Origin of the sequence: Citrifermentans bremense R1, assembly GCF_000426865.1 — a bacterium.
Lineage (GTDB): Bacteria > Desulfobacterota > Desulfuromonadia > Geobacterales > Geobacteraceae > Geomonas > Geomonas bremensis.
The window spans coordinates 40,670-66,787 of sequence record NZ_AUGE01000023.1 but is presented as its reverse complement, the minus strand read 5'-3'; the positions used below and the strand labels follow the sequence as shown (position 1 = coordinate 66,787).

The following is a 26,118-nucleotide window of genomic DNA, read 5'->3' as shown; positions in this document are numbered from 1 at the left end:
GCTGCGTTGCCGCCGTTGTGGCAGGGGAGGCAGTTTGCCCAACCCTCGGAGGGCTTGGCGTCTTTCTTGATGTGCGCGGCAACCACGTGGGCGCCGCCGCCGCCGGAGTAGTCTTCGAAGCGGGCGGTGGACCAGTTGCCGAGAACGCCGAAGGTGACTGCGGAGATGGTCTTTCTCGGAGCCGGCGGGTAGCCGTGGCAGGCGTCGCATCCGCCGTTGGGAACGAAGGCGAGGCCGGTTGCCGGGTTGTGCTGGTGGCACTCGAGGCAGTTCGTGGTGGAGTCGACGTGGGTCGCCTCCGGCTGGCCGGCCTTGGTGAAGTACTGGGTCGTGGTGTGGCAGACCTGGCAGACGCCGGTGCGTGCTCCGTTGGCGAAGGTGTTGACGGTGGTGAAGCTCACCGCGGTCCCGTTGATCGTGCCGTTAATCATCATGCTGTTTGCGGTACCGTGCGCGTTGTGGCAGTCGGAGCACTTGGCGCCGAGTGCGCCGGTGGGGCGGTGCACCTTCACGTTGAGAGCGGCGCCGGCTACCTTGACTGCGTCGGTGTGGCAGTAGTTACATTCCTGGTTGTCCACGCCGGTCAACGCGCCCAAGAGACGCTTCTGGTCGCCGGCTACGCCGTTGATGTGTGCGGAGTTGGCGTCGTGGCAAGCGGAGCAGGACTGGTTGATTCCGGCCTTGCCGTGGCCCGCGGTCGCTGCGAGCGTCTTGTCCGGAGCGGTGAGGGCGCCGATGACGGAGAGCTGGCCCCCTGCGGTGCTGTGGCAGCTTTCGCAGGAAACGCGCCCGGTGGTCCAGTCGGTCGACTGCTTGTGGCAGCTGGAGCAGGTGCCCACCTTGTTGTAGCCGATGGCGAGGTTAACAATGCCGTCTGCGTGGCTGGCAGCGGTGTTCGGGGTATGGCAGCCGGAGCAGGAGGTGGCCAGGGCGCCGTTCATGCCCGGGCCGTAGCTCGCCGTGAAGTGGGCGGAGTGGGCGTTGCTGGAAACCAGGCCGTTCACGGTGGTGGAAAGCGCCTTATGGCAGGTACCGCAAGCGCCGGAGGTAGAGTCGTTCCACTTCGGTGTGCCGGTAAGGTGGCAGGAAGTGGCGCAGTTCTTGGTGGCGGCTGTAAAGGTGGTTACCTTGGCGCCGGCAACCTCGACGATCGCGTCGCCGTGCAGCGCCTTGTTCGCGAAGTTGGTGCTGCCGGTAACGGTCTGGGCGTGGCAGGTGTCGCAGGCATAGCCCTTGGTGGAAACGTGGGCCGCGTGCGCGTTGGTGGTAAGGGTTGCTGCGTTGCCGTGGCAACCGGCGCAACCAAGCGACTGACCCCATTTGGCAGCCCCTACGCCTGCTACGATGCCGCCGCCGTCGTGGCAGGACACTGCGGAGCAGCTGTTCCCTACGATGGTGAAGCTCTTGCCGTTACCGGCTACGACGTTGCGGGTGCCGTCGGTGTGCGGAGCGCCGGCCTTGATGCTCAGGCCGTCGACGGTGGTGCTGCCATGGCAGTTCTGGCAGTTTGCCGCCCCGACGACATGGTTTTGGTGGCTGTTGGCGCGCGGTTGGTCCATACCGGCGTTGGCGTAGTTAGGCTCGCCGGCGACGGAGGCGAAGGCAGGAGCCGCATCGGAGCCGTGGCAGCTTTTGCAGTCCAGAACCTGGGTCTGGGTCCAGGTCACGCTCTTCTGGGTCCCTTTGCCATCGCTGTGGCAGTAAGAGGTGGAGCAGCTTCCCGCAACCGGGGTCCCTACGTGGGCGCCCGCAACGTCTTTGTTCTTGTTGACGTGGTTGGTGAAGTTGCCGATGGTGCTGTTGTCGGTCACGGTGGCGGAGTGGCACTCCACGCAGCCGTAGTTGGTGCCGAGGAAGCCGGCGTTGTTCACGTGTTTGGCGTGCTTGCCGGAGAGGGTGTTGCTGGTCGCGTCGCCGTGGCAGCCGGCGCAGCTAAGGGTCGCGCCCCAGGTCGGCGGGGTGAAGCTACCCTGGCCGTTGCTGTGGCAGTAGAGGTTGGCGCACTGGTTGGCCGCGAAGGAGCCGCCGTCGGGGAGCACCACTTCGATGGCGCGGCCGGCGCTGGTTGCGTGGCTGAAGGGCTTCGCCTGCGCCGCGTGGTCGGTATGGCACTTAACGCAGGAGCCGGTACCGGTGCCGAAGTAGGAGGCATGCTTGCTATTGAGGGTCGGGTGGTTGCCGGTGGCCGGTGCGACGGCATGGCACTGGGAGCAGTCGCCGGGAGCCTGGAACGGTGCAGCGCCCCAGGCAGGGGTCGCCTTCAGGGTGCCCTTGCCGTTACTGTGGCAGGCCGCGGTGGAGCAGGAACCCATCGGGGTCGGCGGTACCGAGGTCTGGTTCACGAACCCGGCTGCGATCTTCCGCGAGTAGCCGATGCCGTCGGCAAGCTCGATGGTCTTGTTCCTGTGCCCCATGGCGTAGCCGCTCACGTCGCCGTGGCACTTGGCGCAGGAATTGACCGCTGCCGAAGCGTGACCCTGGTGGTTGCCCGGAATGGCGCCCGTGTTGGGGTCCTTCTTCGCGTTGGCGGAATCCAGCGGCGGCATCTGGTGACAGAAGGTACAGTCATAGCTGTACTGCGAAGCAGCCTGTGCCTGTCCGGCACCAAGCGCCATCAGTGTCAGCACCAGAAGTGCCAACCCCAACAAACATCGTCCTCCATACTTAGATAACATCTTTCCCTCCTCAGTGATTACAACCATTGCAGATGTGTCGCCTGTGGTAACTCCTCTATCAGCTGCAGGAACTGTTTTTCCGTACTTCACTTTTCCGACGGGCTCATTGTGACAGGCGATGTTGAATCACTTGCCTGTAGCGTGTTGCGCCGCGTTGGTCTAACGGTGTGCCCCCTGCAGCAAAAAACATGCCCCACATCCCTCAGTCAATAAGATAAAACAGCCTGCCGCTTCATACTAAGAAGGTAAACCATTGAATTACTGAGTTGCTGCGATGAGAAACAAAACCTCTGGCGACATTTGGGCCAGGCGTGGGCTTTCCGAAGGTGGTGCTGGCCGCCGGTGAAATAACCCCGTTTCGGCAATAGTTACCGCGATTTAACCAAAACGTTACCATTTTATGTTTTTCAGAAAGGAGTGTGGCGGACAAGAGTATCCGGTAGCGGAGCGGCTCTTATCTTGCCGGAGCGTGCGGCAGAATGTCATTGACGGATACCTGATTTTAGGTTAAAAGATACCTCTGCTCACAGCCGGCTTTTCAGCAGGTTGTGGCAAAGATACCAGCAGGTTAGCTAGTGCAAGAACAGAGAGATGCCGGAGTAACTCAGTTGGTAGAGTAGCTGATTCGTAATCAGCAAGTCGGCGGTTCGAGTCCGCTCTTCGGCTCCATAAAAAAGCCCCCTCATATTGAGGGGGCTTTTCTTTTTCCAGACGTTCGCTGTCATCGATCAAAGCCCCCCGCAAGATAAGCCCGAAACCCAGGCTGCCCCCCAGCTACCTGCAGCCGAGGGGAGCGCGCCCGGGATAAAAACGGGAGGGAAACCGTTGGAGTAAAAATTGAAAGGCCCGCCGAATCCGGCGGGCCTCTGGTTGTAGCGTCTACATTGGGAACCCTTTTCAAGGGTGGATGCCGGTACCTATGCGGACCGGACCGTTACTACTTTCAAGTTTTGAGAATCCTAATCGGTGGGGTTTCCTCTATGGTCGGCTACCTCCTTATTCCGAGATTTCTCTTAGCTAGCTAGCTGAGTCATACATTATCACTGGTCGCACCAAAGAAACAGTCTGTCGAAATATTTTTTTAGCGTGTATACTGCTCCAGTTGCCCGCTCCAGAGACAGCTCCCGCCTATGAGAGAACCCTCACCAGCTAACAGAGAACCTGCACCAACTGCAGAGTTACCCAAGCCTTTTACCACCTCGCACAGACTGTTCTTGCGCTTGAGGGAACGGCCACGCCTGCAGCGAGCGCCCCAGCTGGACGCGCAGTCCGGGGGACGCAAAGAAGGCGCCCATAAGGAGATGCCGCTGGTATGCAGTGAGAGCTTTGTAGAATGGAGTCGGGATGGCTGGAGAGGGTGACGAACGCGTGGGCCTCGAAATTGAAAGGCCCGCCGGTTTCGGCGGGCCTCTCTCATCGAGAACCCTTTGCAAGGGTGGATGCCGGAGCCTGTGAGCTCCGGACTATTACAGCCGTCAATTTTTGAGAATCCTGATCGGTGGAGTTTCCTCTAAAACGGTTTACCTCCTTGGCTCGAGATACTCTGACTAGCTAGCTGATTTCAAATTAACACCACTGACGCGAAAGAAACAGTCTGTTGTAAAAAAAAATTTCCGTATATACTGCTGAAGTTGTCTCTCCAGGCCTCCCCCGCATTTACACAGGTTCAATTCCCACTGACATAGAGCCCACTAGTTGTAGACCGCCGCGGTCTTCGTAGCGTTATGCGTAGCCCCTATGCCTGTGCTGGTGACCTCAACTCCACCCTTGCTCCGCTGGGCCTGGTACTGTGTGACACTCCCGTGGTCCCTGAATGAAGCAACGGAGTTGCCGCTCTTGACGTTCCAGTTGATGGAAAGCGTGTCCAGATAGGTATCGCCCCGGTAATGGTTGAAGGTATAGGTGACGTTGTCGCCGTCTTTGCGGGCGTTCACCTGGAAGCGCTCGCCGTTTTCAGCGTACTGGAAGTTCTTCTCGCCTTGCGCCACGGGGTTGTTGCCGCTCCAGAATTCGATGGTGTTGAACAGCACGAAGTCGACAAGCGCCGCTATGCCGTACACGGGGACGATGATGAAGACCCAGGTGACCAGGCTGCGCAGGAACTTGTCGTGCACCTCGCCGTTCACCCGGTACACCTTCCTGGTCAGGGCCATCTTACCGTAGCATCCCTGAAGTGAAGCCATGGCGATGACCATGGCAAGTACCGCTGCTGTTACTCTTTTCATGATTTCCTCCCTTGGTTTTTATGATTCATGCTATCTATCCCGCTCCCCATCCTCATTGCGGGGCGAAGTTCTCTTTTTACGTCTGCTCTCGACATCCGATGATTGTCACAGCTACCACACTTTGCCGCGAGGTGGAAAAGAAAAGAGGCCTGCTCTGGTTCGCGGGCCTCTTTTGCTTGTTCGATCCCTCGTTGCAGGGGTCACTCCAGTGCTGCTCGCACCGGATCCTTTACTTCTGTCTTGTAATTGGAATTCTCTTCGGTGGAGTCTCCTTCGATGTTGCTACCTCCTTTTTCCGAGATCCTGTTACAGCTAGCTAGCTGTGCTTAACTATACCACCCATCAGCGAAATTTACAGAGAGTGTCAAATTTTATTTTGAGCATGTGCACCGCAGCTATGACTCTTAGCTGCAATTGCTGCTTGAGAAGACATCGTCCAACAACAGCGTGGAGACTGGACTTTGAAAGTGTGGATGCTAGAATCCGTTGGTGCATTAACCGGGGCCAATACCCCGGGCCGCGTATCCCGGCAAAAGCCGCCCTGCCAAGCTGAATGTGCCGGGTACAAACTACAGCGCTGAAAACGGGGGCCTCCCATGAGAACTTCGGCAATCCTCGGGTTATTTTTCTTGTTTGTCGCCATCGCAGCAGGGATCGGGATCTATTACTTCGTCGACACCTCCGGCCCGGCCCTGGCGCTTTCCCGTCGCCCGGGCCCCATCGCCTCCAGGGCAGACCTGATCCTGACCCTGCGGGACCGCGCTTCGGGCCTCAAGTCCCTGAACGTGCAGGCGGTGCAGGGAGAAAAGAACTTCACCATCCTGAACAAGGTGTACGCCGCCGGGACCACCGACGCGAAGGAGACCTTCCGGCTCCCGCCCCCCCCCGGACTGAAAGAGGGCCCGGTGACGCTGCGGATATCTACTGCCGACCGCTCCGTCTTCAGGTTCGGCTCGGGCAACAGCACCTCGGTCGCGCTGGAGTTCGTGGTGCAGAACAAGCCCCCCGTGGTAACCGTGCTCAGCACCGCGCATAACGTCTCACCGGGAGGCTCCGCCCTGGCCGCCTACACGCTGAACCGGGACGTGGTCAAGACCGGCGTCACCTTCGCGGACAGGTTCTATCCCGGCTACAAGCAGCCCGAAGGGTACTACGCCTCCCTGTTCCCCTTCCCCTGCGACGTCCCGCCGGAGCGTTTCATCCCCAAAATCTTTGCGGTGGACCAGGCGGGGAACGAACGTTTTACCGGGATCTATTACCGGATCCTGGCCAAATCCTTCCCCAAAGACCGCATCGAGCTGAGCGACGCCTTCCTGGAAAAGGTCTTCACCGAGTTCAAGGACCGCTTCCCTCAGATAACGAACCCGCTCGAGCTGTACCTGAAGGTGAACCGCGAGGTACGGCAAAGCGACGCGAAGATCCTGCAGCAGTGCAGCCTGAAAACCTCCCCCACCCCTCTTTGGGAAGGGGAGTTTATGCGCCTCCCCAACTCCGCCCCGCGCGGCAGCTTCAACCAGTTGCGCAGCTACTACTACCAGGGGAAAGAGGTGGACCAGCAACATCACCTGGGAATCGACCTGGCCTCGCTCTCCCACGCCAAGGTCCCCGCTGCCAACCGCGGCAAGGTGGTGTATGCCGATGACCTGGGGATATACGGCCAGTGCATCATCATCGACCACGGGATGGGGTTGCAGAGCCTGTACGGCCACCTGAGCCGGATCGGCGTGAAGGAAGGGGACGAGGTAAAAAAAGGGGACATCATCGGCGACACCGGGGACACCGGGCTGGCGGGGGGGGACCACCTGCATTTCGGAGTGGTGGTGTCGGGCCAGGAGGTGAACCCAATCGAATGGTGGGACCCGTCCTGGATCAAGAACAACGTCACGGACAAGTTGAAGGATGCAAGGGAAGCCGCGGCTGCGGCCGCCGGGGCCGCGAAGTAGGGAGATGGATGGGGCGGTATAGAGACAGCGGAGGTAAAGGATGCATCAACTGGTGCTGCTACGGCATGGCGAAAGCGTCTGGAACAAGGAGAACCTCTTCACCGGGTGGACCGACGTGGACCTCTCCCCGCGGGGGGAGGAGGAGAGCCGCAACGCGGGACTGCTCCTGAAGGAGCACGGCTTGGTCTTCGACCTGGCCTTCACCTCCCTCTTGAAGCGGGCGATAAAGACGCTTTGGATCGTGCTGGAGCAGATGGACCTGATGTGGATTCCGGAGCACAAGGAGTGGCGCCTGAACGAGAGGCATTACGGCGCGCTGCAGGGGCTGAACAAGGCGCAGACCGCGCAAAAGTACGGGGACGAGCAGGTGAAACTTTGGAGGCGCAGCTATAAGGTGCGGCCGCCGGCGCTTGCGGAGGGAGACCAGCGGCACCCGTCGTTCGACCCGCGCTACCACTCCCTGCCGGGAGAGCTCCTCCCCAGCACGGAGTGCCTGCAGGACACGGTCGAGCGCGTGCTTCCCTTCTGGCAGCAGCAGGCGGTCCCGGCCCTGCAGCAAGGAAAGCGGATACTGATCGCGGCGCACGGCAACAGCCTGCGGGGGCTGATCAAGTACCTGGACCAGGTATCCGACGATGACATCGTGGGGCTGGAGATCCCGACCGGAAGCCCGCTGGTGTACCAACTGGACCGGGACATGAAACCTATCCGCCATTACTACCTGAAAGACCTGGCGCAGGATGGCTAACTCCAACCCATCGGTCAAACAAAAGGGGATAAGTCCTGATGGGCTTATCCCCTTTTGTTTTTGCTTGTGACAGCATCTCCGCGCGGAGCAAGAGGCCGCCATGCGATCTTACTCTTGGGGCGCCCCAGGCTCCTGCGGTTGCCCCTCGGGCCCCTGCACTGGCGCCTCCGCTTCCGGCGTTGCCGCCTCCGGCTGCTCCGGCGGGGTCAGCTGCTCAGGCTGCTCCGGCTGGGGCTGCGGTTCCGGGGCCACATGCTCCAGGCCGTCGCCGCCATGCTTGGAGCAGTACTTGGTCGGCTCGGTCCCCACGATGTAGAACTCCTCCCTGGTGGTCGGGCAGTTGGGGGTGGCAAGCTCCCCGGTGGTCGGGTCGATGGTGGCGCTGACCACGCCATCTGGTTTGGGGAAGTCGACCGCGGGTTTGCCGGCCGTGGCCAGCCGCATGAACCGCTCCCAGATCGGGGCGGATACGGCGCCGCCGGTGAACCCTCTCCCCGCCGGCTTGGGCTTATCGTAGCCGACCCAGACGCCGGTGATGATCTGGGGGGTGTAGCCTACGAACCAGGCGTCGCGATAGTCGTCGGTGGTACCGGTTTTGCCGGCCGCCGGGCGCTGCGAGGCGAATTTCTTCAGCCCCTTCGCGGTCCCGTATTCCAGCACGTCCTTCATCATCTCGGTGGTCACGTAGGCGGTGACCGGCGGCAGGACTGGCTCCACCACCGGCGGGTTCTCGGTCCAGGCGCGGCGGCTGCGGTCGAAGACGCGGATGATGGTGCGCGCCTCGGAGCGGAAGCCTCCGTTGGCAAACGGCGTGTAGGCGGAGACGAGGTCGTTCAGCGTCACCTCGTCGGTCCCAAGCGCAAGCGACAGGTCGTTCGGGTTACGAAGGGAAAGCCCGAGGCTTCCCGCGAAGCCGACGAAGTTGTTGACCCCGATGGCGTCGAGGAGCTTCACGGTGATCACGTTGTTCGAGTGCGCGAGCGCCTGCCGAAGCGACAGCTCGCCGTACGACTTCCGCTCGTAGTTCTGCGGCTTCCAGATTTGACCGTTGCCGCGGTTGTAGGCGACCGGGTGGTCGTCGAGGATGCTCCCCGCGGTAAAGCCGTTTTCAAGCGCATCGGCGAAGATGAGCGGCTTGATGGCCGAACCCGGCTGCCTTTTCGCCGAGAAGGCGCGGTTGAAACCGACCTTCCCGTCGGTCCCGCCGACGGCGGCCAGGACGTCCCCCGTTTTCAGATCGAGGCTCAACAGTGCCCCCTGCAGGTTGGGGTTCACCTTCTTCACCCCCTCGCGCAGCACCTGTTCCGCGTGCTTTTGCAGGTCGAGGTCGAGCGCGGCGATCACGTCCAGCCCCCCCTGCTCGACGACCTTCGCACCGTAGCGCTCCATCAGTTGCCGGCGCACCAGGTCGAGGTACCCCTGGGCCTGCCCCGACTTGATCACGGTGGCAGGGTGCGCCTCGATGGCGCGCTTTTGCGCGGGAGTGATCATCTTGACGTCCAGCATCCGCTTCAATACGGTGCTGCGGCGCGCGCTCACCTTGGCCGTATCCCCCAGAGGGTTGTAGCGCCCCGGGTTCTTGGGGACCCCCGCCAATAGGGAGCATTCCGCCTCGGTCAGCTCCTCCGGGTTCTTGTCGAAATAAAGGCGCGCCGCCTGCGCAACCCCCCAGGCCCCGTTGCCGAAGTAGATCTCGTTGAAGTACATCTCCAGGATCTGGTCCTTGGTGTACTTCTTCTCGAAATCGATGGCGAGCTGCACCTCCTTGACCTTGCGGTCGATCGACTTCTCGCCGGAGAGGTACTTGTTCTTGATGAGCTGCTGGGTGATGGTCGAGCCCCCCTCGGCGAGCCTCCCCTTGACCACGTCCTTTACCAGTGCGCGCGCGATGCCGCGCACGTCGATCCCCTGGTGCTGGTAGAAGCGGGCATCCTCGGTGGCGATGAGCGCGTTTCTCAAGAAGACCGGGATGCGCTCGATGCCGACCCAGTAGCGCTGGCTTGGCATGATCCGCCCCACGAAACGCTGCTGGTTGTCGAAGACCCGGATCGAGCTGTAGCCGTGGGGCAGCTGCGGGTAGGTGGCGATCTGCGCCCCGGCGGGCGCGGCTAGAGAGAGGCTGAAAGCCAAAAGGACGGCGAAGGGGATGAGGTGCCTGAGGGCCTTGAGGAAAGAGTGCCTGTCGGAGAGCACGTTGTTTGCTCCTTTTGCATCGTCCCCCCTCCCCTCGGGAGGGGATCAGCGGGTGGGGCGCTTGCTGCAATGGAGGGGAAGACGGCTTTGTTACCGTATCCCTTCCAGGTATTTCGCGGTCTGCGCGGCCAACTCCGGCGAGTCCACCAGGAGCGAGAGTTCGCGGTTTCGGGAAAGCGCCGCGTGGCTCAGGTTGTGGCTCCCGATCATGACGTAGCGCCCGTCGATCACCACCGCCTTTACATGGGTGACGCGCCTCCCCCCGGGGATGACCACCCGGATCCCGCCGCGGGCAAGAGCCCCTGCCGCGGCCCGGTTCTCGCGTGCGACCGGCTTCCCCCCTTCGAGGATCACGGTCACCTCCACGCCGCGCTTTCCGGCCTGGATCAACTCCTTCGCCAAAGCCTTCGGCAGGTTGTCCCGGCGCTCCCCCACCTTGAAAAGGTAAAAGGCGCAGATGATGCGCCTTTTCGCCTCGCGGATCCGCTTTACGAGCGCGCCGTCGTAAGCCGCGTCGGCCAGAAGGACGGCCTTTGCCCCCTCGGGCTGCAGGGGGGCAGCGGGGACGGGATGGGGGGCAAGCAAAAGCGCCGCAAGCGCCCACGCCGATCCCGTCTGCAGGGCCTTTCTCAAGTGAAGATGTCCATGACCTTGGAGAAGAAGTTCTTGCGCATGGGGTTCACGTCCTCGCCGCTGATGCGGGCGAACTCCTCCAAAAGGTCGCGCTGCTGCCGGTTCAGGTTGGTCGGGGTCTCCACCTTGGCGACCACCAGGTGGTCGCCGCGCCCGTACCCCTGCAGCGCCGGGACACCCTTGCCGCGCATCCTGAAGACGGCGCCGGACTGGGTACCTTCGGGTATCTTCATCCCCACCTTGCCGTCGAGCGTCGGCACATCTATCTCGCACCCCAAGGCCGCCTGGGTGAAGCTGATGGGGATCTCGCAGATGACGTCGTTGTCCTCGCGCCGGAAAAGCGGGTGCTCGCGCACGGTGAGCGCCACGTACAGGTCGCCGTTGCCCCCCCCTTTGGCCCCCTGCCCCCCTTCGCCGGAGAGCTTCAGCCGGATGCCGGTCTCCACCCCGGGAGGAACCTTCACCGAGATGGTCTTCTTGTCCCGTACCGTCCCTGCCCCCCGGCAGGTGGGGCAGGGATGCTCGACCACCCGCCCTTCGCCGTTGCAATGGGAGCAGGTCTTGCTCACGCTGAAGAAACCCTGCTGGAAACGCATCTGCCCGGCACCCTGGCAGGTGGGGCAGGTCTTCGGGGTGGTCCCGGGCTTCGCGCCCGAACCGCCGCAGGCGTCGCAGCGCTTGGAGTAGGGGATGTCTATCTTTTTCTCGGCACCGAAGGCGGCCTCCTCGAAGGTCACCTCCAGGTTGTACTGCAGGTCGTCGCCCCTTCTGCCGCGCGACCCCTTCTGCCTCCCGCCGCCGAATACCTCGCCGAAGATGTCGCCGAAGATGTCGCCGAAGGGGGAAGCGCCGAAACCGCCGAAGCCCCCCGAGGAGAAGCCGTTGCCGTTGACGCCGGCGTGGCCGAACTGGTCGTAGCGCGCCCTCTTCTCGCCGTCGGAGAGTACCTCGTACGCCTCGGAGATCTCCTTGAACCTGTCCTCGCTCGCCTTGTCCCCCGGGTTCTTGTCCGGGTGGTACTTGATGGCCAGCCGCCGGTACGCCTTCTTGATCTCGGTCTCGGAGGCGTTCTTGTTCACTTCGAGGAGTTCGTAGTAATCCTGTTTTTCACCGTTTGCCAATGTATGCCCTCGTAACACAAAGAGCAGCGTCCCCTAATGAGACGCTGCCCGTTGCGCGCTTTATTTTCATGCAGGCGCCATCTTCTATCAAAGCGCCCCGTGTTTGCAACCTTTTCTTACTTCTTGTCGTCCTTCACTTCCTCGAAGTCGGCGTCGACGACCTTCTCCCCCTTGGCTGCGCCGCCGGCCTCCTGCTCGCCGTGCGGCTGCTCGCCACCCTCGGCGCCCGCGCCCTGGGTCTTGGCGTAGACCGCCTCGGCCAGCTTGTGGGAAGCCTGCATCAGGGAGTCGCTCGCCTTCTTGATCTCGTCGGCGTCGCTTCCTTCCAGGGCCTTCTTGAGGGCTGCGACCCCTTCCTCGATCTTCTGCTTTTCGGAGGCGTCGATCTTGTCGCCGAACTCGGTCAGGGACTTCTCGGTCTGGTAGATCAGGTTGTCCGCCTGGTTCTTCGCCTCGATCAGCTCGCGCTTTTTCTTGTCGTCGGCCGCGTGCGCCTCGGCCTCGCGCACCATCTTCTCGACCTCCTCCTTGGAAAGGCCCGAGGAAGCGGTGATGCGGATGGACTGCTCCTTGCCGGTGCCGAGGTCCTTGGCGGAGACGTGGACGATGCCGTTGGCGTCGATGTCGAAGGTCACCTCGATCTGCGGAACGCCGCGGGGAGCGGACGGGATACCGGAGAGCTCGAAGTTGCCGAGCGTCTTGTTGTCTGCCGCCATCTCGCGCTCGCCCTGCAGCACGTGGATGCTGACCGCGGGCTGGTTGTCGGCGGCGGTGGAGAACACCTGGCTCTTTCTGCAGGGTATGGTGGAGTTCTTGTCGATCAGCTTGGTCAATACGCCCCCCAGGGTCTCGATCCCCAGGGAAAGCGGGGTGACGTCGAGCAGGAGCACGTCCTTCACGTCGCCGCGCAGAACGCCCCCCTGGATGGCGGCGCCGATGGCGACCACCTCGTCGGGGTTCACGCCGCGGTTGGGGACCTTGCCGAAGATGTCCTGCACCTTCTTCTGCACGATCGGCATGCGGGTCATGCCGCCGACCAGGATGACTTCGTCGATGTCGGAGGCGGAGAGCCCGGCGTCTTTGAGTGCGGTGCGGCAGGGGCCTTCCAGCTTGGCGATCAGCTCGGCGCAGATGGATTCGAGCTTCGCGCGGGTGAGCTTCATGGTCAGGTGCTTGGGACCCGAGGCGTCGGCGGTGATGAAGGGGAGGTTGATGTCGGTCTCAAGCGAGGTGGAGAGTTCGCACTTCGCCTTCTCGCCCGCCTCTTTCAGCCTCTGCAGTGCCATCTTGTCGCCGCGGAGATCGATCCCCTGGTCCTTTTTGAACTCGTCGGCTATGTGGTCGATGATCTTCTGGTCGAAGTCCTCGCCGCCTAAGAAGGTGTCGCCGTTGGTGGACTTCACCTCGAAGACCCCCTCGCCGAGTTCCAGGATGGAGACATCGAAGGTGCCGCCGCCCAGGTCGAATACGGCGATCTTCTCGTCCTTTTTCTTGTCGAGACCGTAGGCCAGCGCCGCCGCGGTCGGCTCGTTGATGATGCGGAGCACGTTGAGGCCGGCGATCTTGCCGGCGTCTTTCGTCGCCTGGCGCTGGGAGTCGTCGAAGTAAGCGGGGACGGTGATGACCGCATCGGTGACGGCCTCGCCCAGGTAGTCCTCGGCGGTCTTCTTCATCTTCTGCAGCACCATCGCCGAGATCTCGGGGGGCGAGTACTTCTGGCCCCGCACCTCGACCCAGGCGTCGGAGTTGTCGGCCTTCACGATCTTGAACGGGGAGATGGCGATGTCCTTCTTGACCGCCTCGGTTTCGAACTTGCGGCCGATCAGGCGCTTGATGGCGTACAGGGTGTTTTCCGGGTTGGTGACGGCCTGGCGCTTGGCTTGCTGCCCCACCAGACGCTCCCCGCTTTCGGCGAAGGCGATCATGGAAGGAGTGGTGCGACTACCTTCTGCGTTCGCTATGACAACCGGTTCCCCACCTTCCATCACTGCCACGCAGGAGTTGGTGGTCCCGAGGTCTATTCCTATTACTCTACTCATGTGTATGCCTCCTAGTTTGGTAACTGTATTTGCAACCTAGTCATCCCCCGGTCGAAAAACAAGGGGAGAGAAAAAAAAGATAAAGACAAAATTAAAACTAAGTCAAAGCAGCTTCTAAATCTTAGTCTTTATCTCAATCTGCCGTTAAGCCGCAGGCTTGACGGCGACGGTGACCATGGCCGGGCGGAGCAGGCGCTCGTTTAGGAGGTACCCCTTCTGGAACACGGCGACTATGGTGTTCGGCTCCTGGTCGGCGCTCGCCACCTGCCCCATGGCCTGGTGGAACTCGGGGTTGAAGGGGGCCCCTTGCGGCGTCTCGACCGGGGTCACTCCGAACTTCTTCAGTGCGGAGAGGAGCATGCTGAGGGTCAGCCTCACCCCCTCGACGATCGCCGACTCTTCGTTGGCGTGGTCGATGGCGCGCTCCAGGTTGTCCAGCGCCGGGAGGATCTCCATTATGACCTCCTCTTTGCCGTACTTGAGGATCTCTTCCTTCTCCTTTTGCACCCGCTTCCTGTAGTTCTCAAGGTCGGCCCGCTCGCGCAGGTACTTGTCCCAGTTGGCTGCCGATTCGAGTCCCTTGGCTGCCAGCGCCTCTTCAAGTTCCTTGATGCGGTCTGCGTCGGAAAGCGGCTGCGCCACTTCGACCTTTTCCTGCGACGCGTCCGCCTTCTTCTCATGCTGGTGCGAATCGTGCTTTTTCTTGTCCATCCGCTTCTTTTCTCCTTTATTCCGCTACTCGACTTCGAGCAGACGGCTGATCAGCTTGGCTGTGTAATCAACGATGGGGATCACCCTGCCGTACCCCATGCGGGTAGGACCTATCACCCCGAGGACCCCTACCGTGTCCTTCCCGGTCATGTAGGTGGAAGTGACGAGACTCATCCCCTCCATCTTGAGGAGGTTCGACTCCGAGCCTATGAAGATCTGCACCCCCCCGGCCGACAGGGAACGGTCCAAAAGATCCAAGAGCATGCTCTTTTTCTCGAAGGTGCGGAAGATCTCCCGCATTTTTGCCGTGTCGGCGAATTCGGGCTGCTCCAGGATGTTCGCCTGCCCTTCCAGGAAGATCTCGGCACCATCGGCCTGTATGGTCTGCTGCGAAAGGGTGAGCGCCCGCGCCATCATGGTGTCGTAGCGCACCTTCTCGCTTTGCATCTCGCTTAAAAGCCTCTCGCGCACCTGGGCAATGGTGAGCCCCTGCAGCATACCGTTCAGGTAGTTGGCCATCCGAACCAGGTCTTCCTGCGCGATCTCCTCGCCGGTCTCCAGGAGCCGGTTCTGCACCGTGCCGTTTTGCGAGACCAGGATGGCAAGCACCCTGCGGCTCGACAGCTTGACGAATTCCATCTGGTGAAAGACGTTAGCGCCCAGGTGCGGCGCCATCACCACCCCCATGTAGCTGGAGGTCGAGGAGAGGAGCCGGCTGGTTTCCTTGAGCACCTCGGCGAGATCCTTTCCCGCCATCCGGCAACGCCTTCTGATCTCCTCCCGGTTGTCCCGGGCGAGGTTCTTCACCTCGAGAATCGAGTTGACGTACAGGCGGTAGGCCTTGTCGGTCGGGATGCGCCCGGCGGAGGTGTGCGGGGAGGTGAGAAGCCCCATCTCCTCCAGGTCCGACATGACGTTTCTCACCGTAGCCGGGGAGAGAGCCAGCGCATGGCTGCGCGTTATGGTCCTGCTGCCAACAGGTTCGGCTGTCGCGATGTAGTCCTCGATCACCGCCTCGAGGATGCGTTTGCTGCGCTCGGAAAGTTGCTCTTCCATATCTCTTACCTCAAAAGCGATTAGCACTCAAAAAGTTCGAGTGCTAACGCGCTTCAAGTTAGCAATGCCCCCCTGCTTTGTCAAGGGGGGAGTCGGTATTGGAGGGGAAATTAGACGAAGCTGGAGAAGATGCTGTTGGCAAGGATGACGGCGCCGGGGGAGATGCGGATGCGGCTCCCTTCCCGGGTGAGGGCGCCCCTTTTTTCCAGCGCCGCCACCTGCTTGAGGTGCGGCGCCAGCGCGCTCTCCCCGTAGCGCTCGTAAAGCGGAGCCAGGTCGAGCCCGTCGAGCATCCTCAGGCCCAGAAAGAAGCATTCGGAAAGCGCGTCCTCCAGGGTCAGCTGCTCCGGCTCCTCGTCCACGGGGAGCCCGGCCTGGATCCCCGCGGCGTACGCCGCCGCACCGCCGGGGTTCTTCCAGCGGCGCCCGAGCCCGTCGGGGTTCCAGAACGAATGCGCGCCGGCGCCAAAGCCCAGGTAGCTTGTCCGGTTCCAGTAGGCGGAGTTGTGGCGGGAATGGCGTCCGGGTTTCGCGTAGTTGGAGATCTCGTAGTGGCGGTACCCGGCCGCGGAGAGAACGTCCGCGGTCGCCTCGAACATCGCGGCCGCCTCCTCGTCGGATGGAAGCGCGAGCGCCCCCTCCTCGTGGAGCCGCTCGAACGGCGTACCCTCCTCTATGGAGAGCGCGTAGGCGGAGACGTGCTCGGGAGCAAGCGAGACGGCAAGCTTGAGCGCCTCGCGCCACTGAGAAAGGGACTGCCCCGGCAGGGAGTGCATCAGGTCGATGCTGATGTTGTCGAAACCGGCGCCGCGCGCATCCTGGAAGGCGGAGAGGGCCTCGGCGGAGCTGTGCACGCGCCCCAGCCGCCGCAAAAGGCGGTCCTCGAAGGACTGGATCCCCAGCGACAGGCGGTTGACCCCGGCCATCCGGTACCCCTGCAGGCGCTCGGGCGTGAGCGTCCCCGGGTTCGCCTCCAGGGTGACCTCGGCGTCAGGCGCCAGCGAGAAGTTGTCTCGCGCCGCGGCGACGATCAGCCCCACCAGTTCCGGCGCCATCAGGGACGGGGTCCCCCCCCCGAGGTAAAGGGTCGGGGCGCTGACCGGCTCGGGAAGCGCCGCTTGCCTGAGCGCCATCTCTTTCAGGAGCAGCTCTACGTACTCCCGGTGGTCGTCGCCTGAGGCGGGAGTCGAGTTGAAGTCGCAGTAGAGGCACTTTTTCAGGCAAAAGGGGAAATGCAGGTACAGTCCGGCACGCATCGGGGGCTCCTTTATGGCTCAAGGTCAACATCTAGCAGATCGCCCCCCTTTTTGTCACGCAAAACAGCCGACAACTGCAGGAACTTGCTTGAAATCGACAGGGACTCGGATTACACTCCGAAACTCGCCGGCCGCCGGTGGCCGCCATATCCGGCCAGGCTGACATGCGGCGATACTTTTCCTGAAGGAGGGAGAACATGCAAAAAAGCGTCAAGGCTGCTGCGGTCCAGTTCAACATCGCTCTTGCGGAGGTAGACCAAAACCTGGCCTATGCCGAAAAAGCGCTGCGCCGCCTGGCCGCCCAGGGGGTGGAGCTGGCCGTATTGCCGGAAATGTGGAGCTGCGGCTTCGCCTACCGGGAGCTGAACCAGCTGGCCACGCGCACTCCCGGGATCGTCGAGAAGCTGCAGGCACTCTCCGCCGAACTCTCCCTGACCGTCATCGGCAGCCTCCCCGAGCCGCACGGAGACAAGGTATTCAACACCGCCTACGTAGTGGACCGCGGCAGGGTCGCAGGGAGCTATCGCAAGATGCACCTCTTCTCGCTGATGGGGGAGGACCGCCACCTGGACCGCGGCGACTCGGTCCTTTTGGCGCAGACCAGCGTGGGAAAGATCGGCGTCATGATCTGCTACGACCTCCGCTTTCCGGAACTGGCGCGCAGGCTGGCGGTCGACGGCGCCGACATCATCGTGGTCCCCGGCGAGTGGCCCAAGCCGCGCGAAGAGCACTGGCGGGGGCTTTTGAAGGGGCGCGCCATAGAGAACCAGCTCTTCGTGATAGCGGCCAATGCCTGCGGGGTCATCGGCAAGCTCGACTTCTTCGGCTCCAGCATGATCCTCGGCCCCAAGGGGGAGGTCCTCGCGGAGGCGGGGTACGAGAACGCGGAGCCGACGGCTCTGCTCGACCCAGCCGAGATGGAAAAGTGGCGCCAGAGCATAACCTGCTTCCAGGACCGGCGTCCGGAGTGCTATTAAATAGAGCCCGGGGGCCGGGAAGGGTAATCCCGCGACCCCGCGCGCGCTTTCTTTACAGTTGACTTCGCATTGCGTAAAGCATATTTTCCCTGTTTGATCACCATTAACCGGAGGTATCTTCCGTGGGCATGTTCGCTTCGACCGGCCTGGTCGTAAAACTGGTTCTTTTCCTTTTGCTCTATTTCTCGGTCGTCTCCTGGGGCATCATCTTCTACAAGCTGCTGCAGGTCTCCCGCGCCAACGGCGCCTCCGAGCGCTTTCTCGACTTCTTCTGGAAGGCCAAGCGCTTCGACGCCATCAGCGGCCAGCTGGACCGCTTCGCCAACTCCCCCCTTACCGTGCTTTTCCAGGAAGGGTACGGGGAGCTGAAGAAGCTCCAGGAAAAGATTGAGGAGAAGGCCGACCCCACCAGCATCAGTACCGACCTGGGGGGGATCGACAACATCGCCCGCGCCCTGCGCCGCGCCACCACCTCCGAGATCACCCGCCTGGAAAAGTACCTGACCTTCCTGGCCACGACGGGCGCCACCGCCCCCTTCATCGGCCTCTTCGGCACCGTCTGGGGGATCATGACCGCCTTCGAGAAGATCGGCCAGACCGGTTCCGCCTCGCTCGCCGTCGTCGCCCCGGGCATCGCCGAGGCGCTCATCGCCACCGCCATCGGCCTGGTAGCTGCTATACCCGCCGTCATGGGGTACAACCACTTCCAGCACAAGATCAAGGTGCTCATCTCGGAGATGGACAGCTTCTCCACCGAGTTCCTCAACATCGTGCAGCGCAACTTCGCGGGGAGATAAGCCATGGAGTTCGGCAACAGGGATAACGGCGACCGCGGCACCATGTCGCAGATCAACGTGACGCCGCTGGTCGACGTCATGCTGGTGCTCTTGATCATCTTCATGGTCACCGCACCGATGATGCAGCAGGGGGTCCAGGTGAACCTCCCCAAGGCGGACACCAAGGCGCTGGCCCCCAAGGAGGACACGCTGGTGGTCTCCCTGGAGCAGTCCGGCAAAACCTTCATCAATTCCTCGGAAATCTCCCAAGACCAGCTCAAAGAGAAGCTCACCTCGATGCTGGCCGGCCGGGAGAAACGCGAAGTTTTCTTAAAGGCTGACCAAGCGGTCCCCTACGGCGAGGTCGTGAAGGTGATGGCCCAGATCAAGGGGGCGGGAGTCGAGCGGCTCGGCATGGTAACGGAGTCCCCGCAGCGGCGATGAGAAAACAGCTGACACGCCGATACCCGGGGCCGCAGGGGATGTTCGCGCTCTCCTTCGTCTGCCACCTGGTCGTGTTTCTGATAATAGCCAAGTGGCAACTCTCACCGGAGTTCCATCCGGACGACACCCCGGTCACCTACGTAGACATGGTAACCCTCCCCGTCGCCTCGCCTCAGGCCGGCACCCCCGCGCCTGCGGCCGAGGCGGAGAAGGAAGCCGCCCCTCCCCCGCCCGCCGCGCCTGCTGCACCGGCCATGGTGCAGCCCGCCAAACCGGCGAAACCTGCGGCCAAGGCTCCGGCGGCGGAGCCCAAGGGGAAGTCCGGGCCGGCGAACCCCGCGGCCCAGGCGCAGGAGTTCAACGAGCGGCTGGCGAAACTGGAGCGGGCCGCCCAGGATAAACGGCAGGCCGAGGTCATGGAGCGGCTGAGGAAGAGGGGAGGCCAGCAGACCGGGATGCCCGGGGCCAAGGGAACCGAGGCGGGGAGCGACTACCCCTCGTACCTCCAGTCCCGCCTCAAGGATGCACTCAAGGAAGTCATGGTCTCGCAGACCAAGTCGCCGCAGGTGATCGCAACCATCACCGTGTCGGGCGACGGCAGGATTGCGGAATACCACGTGGAAAAGGGATCCGGGGACCCGCTTTTTGACGATGCGGTCCATCGGGCCGTGACGCTGGCCGGCAAATCGCTGGTTCCACCGCCGGGCGGCGCGCCGTTCAAGCGCATGTTCCGCTTCAGACCGGAAGGGGTTGGTATCAGATGAGAATAATAATGCTGTTGGCCCTGCTGCTCCTGGCGCCTCAAATGACACAGGCGGCAGAGGGATATATAGACGTAACGGCCCCGGTGAGCCGCAAGCTCAAGCTCTTCCCGGCCCCCGCCACGGGCCTCGCCGGGCAGGTGCCCCCGGAGGTGTCCAAGGAGCTCTCCGAGCTGTTCGGGATGGACCTGGGATTGGCCGGCCCCTTCGAGGTCTCCGGGGACGGCGCGGGCGCCGACCTGATCCTGAAAAGTTCCTACAGCGCGCAGGGGGGCAACATCACCCTGGAGTGCCGGCTGGTGGACCGGGTGCTGAACCGCGAGATCACCGCCAAGCGCTACAGCGGGTCGTCCAAGGAATTGCGCCGCATGGGGCATGCCTTCTCCGACGAGGTGCTGCGCGCGGTGACCGGGGGAAAAGGTCCCTTCACCGGCAAGATCGCCTACGTGACCAAGGTCTCCGGCAACAAGGAGATCTTCGTCATGGACTATGACGGGCACAACCCGCAGAGGCTCACCAACAACGGCTCCATCAACCTGAAGCCCGACTTCGCCCCCTCCGGCAAGGAGATCATCTACACCTCCTACAAGAAAGGGAACCCGGACCTGTACCGCCGCGAACTCTTCACCGGGCTAGAGGCGCGCATCTCCTCCCGAAGCGGCCTGAACGCAATGGGCGCCTACTCCCCCGACGGCAGCAAAATAGCCATGGTGATGAGCAAGGACGGCAATTCCGAGATCTACCTTATCTCGCGGGACGGAAAGGAGCTGGCGCGGCTCACCAACAACCACGCCATCGACGTCTCCCCGGCCTGGTCGCCGGACGGCTCCCGCATCGTCTTCGTCTCCGACCGCCTGGGCAAACCCCAGGTGTTCATAATGAATGCGGACGGCGGCAACGTGCACCGGCTCACCACCAACGGCGCCTACAACGTCACGCCCCGCTGGTCGCCTAAAGGGGACCGGATCGTGTACGCGCGCCAGGGAGGAGGCGGGTTCCAGATCTACGCCATCAATCCGGACGGCACCCAGGACACCCAACTCACCAGCGCAGGCAGCAACGAGCACCCCCGCTTCTCGCCGGACGGCCGCTTCATCGTTTTCAGCTCCACCCGCGACGGCGCCGAGGCGATCTACCTGATGCGCGCCGACGGGAGCGGCCAGACCAGGGTATCCCCCAACAAGTCCCAGAATTCCCATCCGACATGGTCGGTAAATTGGTAAAGATACCGGTACATTTTGAATCGTTGATTAACTCGGAAAAGGTGGGTATACTTTCCTTCGTTTTTTAACCACGGCACGCTCATGAGGAGCGGCACGTATTCTATCTAAAAAAGGAGTGGGATAATGCGCAAGATGATTCTGGGATCCCTGGTTGTTCTGACTTTCGGTGCACTTCTTTCGGCCGGCTGCGCTAAAAAGAACGTCGTGAAAACAGAGGAGCCGATTTCGGCTGCCCAGTCAGCCCCCGCTCCGGCACCTGCCCCGGCGACGCCGCAGCAGGCACGGCCTGAGGCCCCTGCTGCGCAGCAGCCCATCACCGAGACCACTCCCAGCCGCGAGCAACCCGTGGCCCAGGAAACCGCCAAAGATGCCGGCAAGGGCGCGGCGCAGGAAGTCCAGTTAGAGCTGCAGAAGGTCTACTTCAACTTCGACTCCTCCGATCTTTCGGAAGAAGCACGCGGTTCCCTCTCCAAAAACGCCGAGTACCTGAACCGTCAGGCCGGGACCAAGGTGCGCATCGAGGGTAACTGCGACGAGCGCGGCTCCGACGACTACAACATGGCGCTGGGCGAAAGAAGGGCGAAGTCCGCCAAGGACTACCTGGTCAACCTGGGCATCGCCTCCGACCGTCTCTCCACCATAAGCTACGGCGAAGAGAAGCCCGCCGACCCGAGTCACGACGAGTCGGCCTGGGCCAAGAACAGAAGGGATGAATTCGTCATCGTCAAGTAACTCAAGCAGTTCCTGCCGAAAAGGAGCCTCAGGGCTCCTTTTTTTATAGAGCAGCAGGATCACAGGAGGTTTGTCATGCAGGCAATGAGAGTGGCACTGGGGTCACTGGTACTGCTCGCCTTTTTCGGTTGCGCCAGCCAGAGTGAACTCGAATCGGTGCGCCGCGACTCGGACGAGATGAAGAACCGCCTCTTCACCATGGAGAAGGGGTTGAACGAGGTGCGCGCCGAAGTAAGGGACGGGGTGGAGAAATCGCTGGCAGGTTACCGCCAGAGCCTCGAATCCCTGCAGTCCGACATGTCCGGGTTCCAGAAGGAGATGGCGGGAATCAGGAAGGGGGGCGCCGACCTTCAGGCGACCCTGGAGAGCGCCCGGGTCGACATGCAGCTTTTGACCGGCAAGGTGGACGACGTGCGCATCCTGGCCCAGAAGCCGGCTGACGACATCGCGCTCTTGAAAGAAGACCTGACCAAGCGTCTTGCCGCACTCGAGGAGCGGATGGCCAAGATGGAAAAGGGGGTCGAGGAGCAGGCGAAAAAGGAGGCCGAACTGCAGCAGGCGCCCGAGTACCTCTACCAGAAGGGGTACGAGGCGATGAAGGAGGGGAACCTCCCCAAGGCGCGGGAACTCTTTTCAAGCTTCCTGGAGCATCACCCCAAGCACAACCTGGCAGCGAACGCCCAGTACTGGATCGGCGAGAGCTACTACGCCGAGAAGAAGTTCGAGAACGCGGTGCTCGAGTTCCAGAACGTGATCAAGAACTACCCCGACAAAGACAAGGCTCCCGCCGCCATGCTGAAGCAGGGGATGGCCTTCAGGGAGTTGGGCGACAGCAAGAGCGCCAACTACATCCTGAAAAAACTGGTGGAAGAGCATCCGAAGTCGGAAGAGGCCAAGATCGCCAGAGAGAAATACAAGATCAAATAGCCCGCAGACGCCCACGGTAATACGGCCCTCCTGCCGCAACAGGGGGGCCGTGCCGTTTCTCACCGGGTCATCCCATAAAACATTCAGGACAGACAAGGAGTCGCCCATGTTCCTCGCCCGAGACAAAAACAACGATCTCTACCTCTTCGACAAGCTTCCCATCAAGGGTTCCGAATGCTGGTGGGCCGAGACCGGCGTGGACGGGACCTACCTGCGCCTCGACAAGTCCCTGTACCCGGAAGTCACCTGGGACAGCGAACCTGTCGTGGCCGAGCTGGTTGTATCGAAGGGATAGCAGCCGGGGCTGGTTGGCCGGAGGCTCAACCGAGCCGGATGGCGGGTTTGATGTTGTCGGGGGTGTAGCTTATCGCCGCCGCCCACCCCTTCCCCGGCACCAGCACGGGCTCCAGCCGGCAGGCTATGTACCCTATGAGGTTGGCGGGCTCGGGAACGTCCGGGGCGATGGTGACGATGCGAAAGCCGACGAAGTCCCCCTCTTTTGGGTAGGACTTCGATTCCTTGAGGGTGCAGCTCCAGATCTTCATGGCCCCATGAGGCCCGGCGATGCTGATCAGGAAGGTGCGCTCGCCGTCGCGTCCAAGCCCGGCATCTTCCTCGACGAGGGCCGGGACCAATCCCCCTATGAGCGGCGTGTATCCGATCGAGCAGGCATGCGCGAACGCGGAGGCGTTATCCTTGAAGACGAGATTCTCCTGTTTTTTGCGGAACCAGTTGAACATGGGTCACCCTCAAATGGAATGCGGGACAATACCGGCTTCTCCAGGCCGGTAGCAGGGAAAACGGGGGGATTTCTCGCACCCAGTCAGCGGAAGAGCATAGCTATCAGGAACTAAAAAGGGAAAGGCGAGTTGACCCGTCTTTCCCTTTTTTTTGCAGCAGCGAGGATTTGAAGCTCTCAGGCGGTTTTTTCCGCCTCGGCCTTGGCCGCCTGTGCCGCAGGTGCGGCTGCCGCCCCCTCCACCTTGACCCTGAGTTCCTCCGCAGCCTTGGCCTGCTCGTCTTCCGCCTTGCGCTTCGCCTCGGCGAGCTTGGCCAGGTGCTCCTTCTCCTCTTCCGTCCTGCTGTCGGCCTCGATGGTCTGTTTGAAGTCGTCGGTCGCCTTCTTGAACTCGGCAAGCCCTTTGCCAAGCGATTTGGCAAGGTCAGGGAGCTTCTGAGGGCCTATGACTATCAAAGCGATTACCAAAATAATGACCAGCTCAGGCATCCCTATTCCGAACATTCTATCTACCTCGCTTGGTTTGCTGTTTAAACACGCGCTGTACTTAGGGAAATTTCAAAAAATAATAGAGGTTTTACCCTCCGGTGTCAAGCGTGCTAATCTGCACCCTTAATTGGTTTGACAGGAACCTTAACATTGTCTACTATCGGTGCTGTTTACCATATGTATTCCCAATGAACTAGTTTTGGCGGTGATGAATATGACGCAGGAAACTTTAAAAGCCGATATTAAAGCGCTTCTCAAAGAGCGCAATGCAGTACTTCTCGCTCACAACTACATGCGTGACGAGGTGCAGGAAGTAGCAGACATAACCGGCGACTCGCTGGCACTTTCCATCGAAGCGGCAAAGACAGATGCGGAGGTGATCGTATTCTGCGGCGTCCACTTCATGGCCGAATCCGCCTCCATCCTGGCTCCTGAAAAAACGGTACTCCTCCCCCGCCTCGACGCGGGATGCCCCATGGCCGACATGGTTTCGGTCGAGGCACTCAGGGAAATGAAGTCGCAGTTCCCCGGCGTGCCGGTGGTCACCTACGTGAACTCTTCCGCCGCGGTCAAGGCCGAAAGCGACATCTGCTGCACCTCCGCGAACGCCGTGAAAGTGGTCCAGTCGATGAGCGAAAAGGAGATCATCTTCGCCCCTGACCGCAACCTGGGGAGCTACATCGCCCGCTTCACCGACAAGAAGTTCCACCTCTGGGAAGGGTACTGCCCGACCCACGAGCGGCTCAGGCCCGAGGTGGTCAAGGAGCTGAAACAGGCGAACCCCGACGCCCCCTTCGTCTGCCATCCCGAATGCAACCCCAAGGTGGTCGAACTGGCAGACCATGTCTGCTCCACCACCGGGATGTACGACTACTGCAAGAAGAGCGGCGCCAAGCGCTTCATCATCGGGACCGAGGCAGGGATACTGTGGCGGCTCAAGCGTGAGAACCCGGACAAGGAATTCATCCTCGCCTCCCCGGCGCTCATCTGCCCCAACATGAAGCTCACCTCCCTGGAGGACGTCTGCGAGGCGCTGCAGCATATGAAGCCCGTGGTCAAGGTCCCGGAAGATATCCGTATCCCCGCCAAGCGCGCCCTGGACCGGATGCTCGCCATTCCTAGAGACTAGCCGGCCCCAGAGCACCAGACTTCCCGTAAGCGACAGGAGCCCATATGATCCGACCGTTCAAGGGTATCGCCCCCAAGATAGACCCCTCCGCGTTCATAGCCGAAACCGCCGTCATCATCGGCGAAGTCAGCATCGGCAAGGAAGCCAGTATCTGGTACAACTGCGTGGTCCGCGGGGACGTAAACTTCATCAGCATCGGTGACCGGACCAACATCCAGGACCTCTCCATGCTGCACGTGACCCACAAGAAGAACCCTGAGGACCCCGGGGCGCCGCTCATCATCGGCAACGACGTCACCGTCGGCCACAGCGTGACCCTGCACGGCTGCACCATCGAGGACGGCGCCTTCGTGGGGATGCAGGCCATCATCATGGACAAGGTCGTGGTCGGCAAGGGGGCCCTGGTAGGCGCGCGCGCCCTGGTCACCGAGGGGACCGTCATCCCCCCCGGCACCCTCTGGGTCGGGTCCCCCGCGAAGTACAAGCGGGACTTAACCGAGAGCGAGATCGCCTGGCTCGCCCGCTCCGCCGGGAACTACGTCAGGTACTCCCGCGAGTACATGGAAGATATCGGCTAGGAGCTGCAGCCGCCAGCCTCCCCGGCCAAGCAGCAAGGAATCCGTGAAAGACACGCTGGACAAAGAACAGACGCGGGCAGCGCTCCTGGAACTCTTCGAGAAGCTCATTGGCCGCTACGGCGCGCTTAACTGGTGGCCCGCCGACACCCCCTTCGAGGTCTGCGTCGGCGCCATCCTGACCCAGAACACCAACTGGCTCAACGTCGAAAAGGCAATAGTAAACCTGAAACGAGAGGGGCTCCTCTCGGCAGAGGCGCTCCGGGAGATCGATGAGGGGCGGCTGGCCGAGTTGATACGCCCCTCTGGCTTTTTCAACGTGAAGAGCGCGAGGCTGAAAGGGTTTGTCGGCTGGCTTTTCGAGCGCTACGGCTCCCTGGACGCCATGTTCCAGGGGGACTGGATCGGCCTTCGGGAGGAACTCTCCGAGGTGCGCGGCATCGGGCCCGAGACCTGCGACTCGATCCTTCTCTACGCGGGGGGAAAGCCTTCCTTCGTGGTCGACGCCTATACCAGGCGTCTCTTCTCAAGGCTCGGGCTCATGCGGGAAGAGGACGACTACCACCGGGTGCGCGCCCTTTTCATGGATCATCTTCCGGCCGAGGTGCCCCTCTTCAACGAGTACCATGCCCTGATCGTCGAGCAGTGCAAGCGGCACTGCCGCAAGAAGCCGCTGTGCGCGGGGTGCCCGCTCTCCCAATTTTGCCCCTTCCCCGCGGCAGGCCGCCCCTGACCCTTACCCAGCA

The 26,118-nt window shown here is 61.9% G+C and carries 24 protein-coding genes and 1 tRNA gene; 14 read left to right on the top strand and 11 right to left on the bottom strand.

Annotation, left to right across the window (positions count from 1 at the left end; all coding sequences use genetic code 11):
* A partial coding sequence (locus K419_RS0113940) for a CxxxxCH/CxxCH domain c-type cytochrome (RefSeq protein ID WP_026842138.1) occupies positions 1–2,675 on the bottom strand: 2,675 nt, incomplete at its 3' end.
* 593 nt (positions 2,676–3,268) lie between these two features.
* Between K419_RS0113940 and K419_RS0113935 the strand changes: the two genes are divergently transcribed.
* Positions 3,269–3,344: transfer RNA gene (locus K419_RS0113935), tRNA-Thr, on the top strand.
* A gap of 1,022 nt (positions 3,345–4,366) precedes the next feature.
* On the opposite strand, the gene K419_RS0113930 is transcribed toward K419_RS0113935, so the two are convergent.
* Positions 4,367–4,900 carry a DUF3332 domain-containing protein gene (locus K419_RS0113930; protein WP_026842137.1) on the bottom strand — a complete coding sequence of 178 codons (534 nt, stop codon included), beginning with the start codon at positions 4,898–4,900 and terminating at the stop codon, positions 4,367–4,369.
* A gap of 596 nt (positions 4,901–5,496) precedes the next feature.
* Here K419_RS0113930 and K419_RS0113925 point away from each other — a divergent pair.
* Both K419_RS0113925 and gpmA read left to right on the top strand, forming a co-directional pair.
* Positions 5,497–6,843: a M23 family metallopeptidase gene (locus tag K419_RS0113925; RefSeq protein WP_026842136.1), complete on the top strand. Its 1,347-nt coding sequence runs from the start codon at positions 5,497–5,499 to the stop codon at positions 6,841–6,843.
* 40 nt (positions 6,844–6,883) lie between these two features.
* Positions 6,884–7,591, top strand: coding sequence for a 2,3-diphosphoglycerate-dependent phosphoglycerate mutase (gpmA, locus tag K419_RS0113920; RefSeq protein WP_026842135.1), 708 nt, complete (start codon positions 6,884–6,886; stop codon positions 7,589–7,591).
* Between the two features lie 108 nt (positions 7,592–7,699).
* On the opposite strand, the gene K419_RS0113915 is transcribed toward gpmA, so the two are convergent.
* From K419_RS0113915 to hemW, 7 genes are all read right to left on the bottom strand, one after another.
* Complete coding sequence (locus K419_RS0113915) at positions 7,700–9,784, bottom strand: penicillin-binding protein 1A (RefSeq protein ID WP_026842134.1); 2,085 nt, start codon at positions 9,782–9,784, stop codon at positions 7,700–7,702.
* Between the two features lie 90 nt (positions 9,785–9,874).
* The gene (locus K419_RS0113910; protein WP_026842133.1) at positions 9,875–10,417 is read right to left on the bottom strand and encodes a phospholipase D-like domain-containing protein; all 543 of its coding nucleotides are present in this window, start codon (positions 10,415–10,417) and stop codon (positions 9,875–9,877) included.
* Positions 10,414–11,538, bottom strand: coding sequence for a molecular chaperone DnaJ (dnaJ, locus tag K419_RS0113905; RefSeq protein ID WP_026842132.1), 1,125 nt, complete (start codon positions 11,536–11,538; stop codon positions 10,414–10,416). Before dnaJ ends, K419_RS0113910 begins: the two co-directional genes overlap by 4 nt.
* 116 nt (positions 11,539–11,654) lie before the next feature.
* Positions 11,655–13,577, bottom strand: coding sequence for a molecular chaperone DnaK (gene dnaK, locus K419_RS0113900; protein WP_026842131.1), 1,923 nt, complete (start codon positions 13,575–13,577; stop codon positions 11,655–11,657).
* A 144-nt stretch (positions 13,578–13,721) separates the two neighbouring features.
* On the bottom strand, positions 13,722–14,288 hold the full coding sequence (grpE, locus tag K419_RS0113895; protein WP_026842130.1) for a nucleotide exchange factor GrpE: 567 nt from the start codon (positions 14,286–14,288) through the stop codon (positions 13,722–13,724).
* Between the two features lie 24 nt (positions 14,289–14,312).
* On the bottom strand, positions 14,313–15,344 hold the full coding sequence (gene hrcA / locus K419_RS0113890; protein ID WP_026842129.1) for a heat-inducible transcriptional repressor HrcA: 1,032 nt from the start codon (positions 15,342–15,344) through the stop codon (positions 14,313–14,315).
* 110 nt (positions 15,345–15,454) lie between these two features.
* On the bottom strand, positions 15,455–16,600 hold the full coding sequence (hemW, locus tag K419_RS0113885) for a radical SAM family heme chaperone HemW (RefSeq protein WP_026842128.1): 1,146 nt from the start codon (positions 16,598–16,600) through the stop codon (positions 15,455–15,457).
* Positions 16,601–16,797: 197 nt separating this feature from the next.
* On the opposite strand from hemW, the gene K419_RS0113880 reads away from it, so the two are divergent.
* From K419_RS0113880 to K419_RS0113845, 8 genes are all read left to right on the top strand, one after another.
* Positions 16,798–17,577: a carbon-nitrogen family hydrolase gene (locus tag K419_RS0113880; RefSeq protein ID WP_026842127.1), complete on the top strand. Its 780-nt coding sequence runs from the start codon at positions 16,798–16,800 to the stop codon at positions 17,575–17,577.
* Between the two features lie 122 nt (positions 17,578–17,699).
* Positions 17,700–18,374 (top strand): protein TolQ, encoded by a 675-nt coding sequence (tolQ, locus tag K419_RS0113875; protein ID WP_012531939.1) that lies wholly within the window; start codon positions 17,700–17,702, stop codon positions 18,372–18,374.
* Positions 18,375–18,377: 3 nt separating this feature from the next.
* A complete protein-coding gene (gene tolR, locus K419_RS0113870; RefSeq protein ID WP_012531940.1) occupies positions 18,378–18,797 on the top strand; it encodes a protein TolR in 420 nt (139 codons plus the stop codon).
* Entirely contained in the window at positions 18,794–19,561 is a 768-nt protein-coding gene (locus K419_RS0113865) for an energy transducer TonB (RefSeq protein WP_026842126.1), read from the top strand. The genes tolR and K419_RS0113865 overlap by 4 nt, the downstream gene beginning before the upstream one ends.
* Positions 19,558–20,781 (top strand): Tol-Pal system beta propeller repeat protein TolB, encoded by a 1,224-nt coding sequence (gene tolB, locus K419_RS0113860; protein WP_026842125.1) that lies wholly within the window; start codon positions 19,558–19,560, stop codon positions 20,779–20,781. Before K419_RS0113865 ends, tolB begins: the two co-directional genes overlap by 4 nt.
* 123 nt (positions 20,782–20,904) lie before the next feature.
* Complete coding sequence (pal, locus tag K419_RS0113855; RefSeq protein ID WP_026842124.1) at positions 20,905–21,513, top strand: peptidoglycan-associated lipoprotein Pal; 609 nt, start codon at positions 20,905–20,907, stop codon at positions 21,511–21,513.
* A 75-nt stretch (positions 21,514–21,588) separates the two neighbouring features.
* Positions 21,589–22,440, top strand: a complete 852-nt coding sequence (gene ybgF, locus K419_RS0113850) for a tol-pal system protein YbgF (RefSeq protein WP_026842123.1) — start codon at positions 21,589–21,591, stop codon at positions 22,438–22,440.
* Between the two features lie 106 nt (positions 22,441–22,546).
* Entirely contained in the window at positions 22,547–22,735 is a 189-nt protein-coding gene (locus tag K419_RS0113845) for a hypothetical protein (protein WP_026842122.1), read from the top strand.
* A 25-nt stretch (positions 22,736–22,760) separates the two neighbouring features.
* On the opposite strand, the gene K419_RS0113840 is transcribed toward K419_RS0113845, so the two are convergent.
* Both K419_RS0113840 and tatB read right to left on the bottom strand, forming a co-directional pair.
* Complete coding sequence (locus tag K419_RS0113840; protein WP_026842121.1) at positions 22,761–23,180, bottom strand: hypothetical protein; 420 nt, start codon at positions 23,178–23,180, stop codon at positions 22,761–22,763.
* A gap of 176 nt (positions 23,181–23,356) precedes the next feature.
* Entirely contained in the window at positions 23,357–23,683 is a 327-nt protein-coding gene (gene tatB / locus K419_RS0113835; protein WP_012531947.1) for a Sec-independent protein translocase protein TatB, read from the bottom strand.
* Positions 23,684–23,882: 199 nt separating this feature from the next.
* Here tatB and nadA point away from each other — a divergent pair, with 199 nt between their 5' ends.
* From nadA to K419_RS0113820, 3 genes are read left to right on the top strand one after another with little or no spacing between them, the layout of a single operon-like run.
* Positions 23,883–24,797: a quinolinate synthase NadA gene (gene nadA, locus K419_RS0113830; protein ID WP_026842120.1), complete on the top strand. Its 915-nt coding sequence runs from the start codon at positions 23,883–23,885 to the stop codon at positions 24,795–24,797.
* A 44-nt stretch (positions 24,798–24,841) separates the two neighbouring features.
* Positions 24,842–25,375 (top strand): gamma carbonic anhydrase family protein, encoded by a 534-nt coding sequence (locus K419_RS0113825; protein WP_026842119.1) that lies wholly within the window; start codon positions 24,842–24,844, stop codon positions 25,373–25,375.
* 43 nt (positions 25,376–25,418) lie between these two features.
* Positions 25,419–26,105 carry an endonuclease III domain-containing protein gene (locus tag K419_RS0113820; RefSeq protein WP_084154233.1) on the top strand — a complete coding sequence of 229 codons (687 nt, stop codon included), beginning with the start codon at positions 25,419–25,421 and terminating at the stop codon, positions 26,103–26,105.
* Positions 26,106–26,118 lie beyond the last annotated feature (13 nt).

Coding starts and splice junctions, on each gene's coding strand:
- K419_RS0113865 (WP_026842126.1), top strand. CDS start 18,794: ATGAGAAAACAGCTGACACGCCGATACCCGGGGCCGCAGGGGATGTTC.
- nadA (WP_026842120.1), top strand. CDS start 23,883: ATGACGCAGGAAACTTTAAAAGCCGATATTAAAGCGCTTCTCAAAGAG.
- gpmA (WP_026842135.1), top strand. CDS start 6,884: ATGCATCAACTGGTGCTGCTACGGCATGGCGAAAGCGTCTGGAACAAG.
- tolR (WP_012531940.1), top strand. CDS start 18,378: ATGGAGTTCGGCAACAGGGATAACGGCGACCGCGGCACCATGTCGCAG.
- tolB (WP_026842125.1), top strand. CDS start 19,558: ATGAGAATAATAATGCTGTTGGCCCTGCTGCTCCTGGCGCCTCAAATG.
- tatB (WP_012531947.1), bottom strand. CDS start 23,683: ATGTTCGGAATAGGGATGCCTGAGCTGGTCATTATTTTGGTAATCGCT.
- grpE (WP_026842130.1), bottom strand. CDS start 14,288: ATGGACAAGAAAAAGCACGATTCGCACCAGCATGAGAAGAAGGCGGAC.
- hrcA (WP_026842129.1), bottom strand. CDS start 15,344: ATGGAAGAGCAACTTTCCGAGCGCAGCAAACGCATCCTCGAGGCGGTG.
- dnaK (WP_026842131.1), bottom strand. CDS start 13,577: ATGAGTAGAGTAATAGGAATAGACCTCGGGACCACCAACTCCTGCGTG.
- K419_RS0113880 (WP_026842127.1), top strand. CDS start 16,798: ATGCAAAAAAGCGTCAAGGCTGCTGCGGTCCAGTTCAACATCGCTCTT.
- K419_RS0113930 (WP_026842137.1), bottom strand. CDS start 4,900: ATGAAAAGAGTAACAGCAGCGGTACTTGCCATGGTCATCGCCATGGCT.
- K419_RS0113825 (WP_026842119.1), top strand. CDS start 24,842: ATGATCCGACCGTTCAAGGGTATCGCCCCCAAGATAGACCCCTCCGCG.
- hemW (WP_026842128.1), bottom strand. CDS start 16,600: ATGCGTGCCGGACTGTACCTGCATTTCCCCTTTTGCCTGAAAAAGTGC.
- pal (WP_026842124.1), top strand. CDS start 20,905: ATGCGCAAGATGATTCTGGGATCCCTGGTTGTTCTGACTTTCGGTGCA.
- ybgF (WP_026842123.1), top strand. CDS start 21,589: ATGCAGGCAATGAGAGTGGCACTGGGGTCACTGGTACTGCTCGCCTTT.
- K419_RS0113845 (WP_026842122.1), top strand. CDS start 22,547: ATGTTCCTCGCCCGAGACAAAAACAACGATCTCTACCTCTTCGACAAG.
- K419_RS0113840 (WP_026842121.1), bottom strand. CDS start 23,180: ATGTTCAACTGGTTCCGCAAAAAACAGGAGAATCTCGTCTTCAAGGAT.
- K419_RS0113925 (WP_026842136.1), top strand. CDS start 5,497: ATGAGAACTTCGGCAATCCTCGGGTTATTTTTCTTGTTTGTCGCCATC.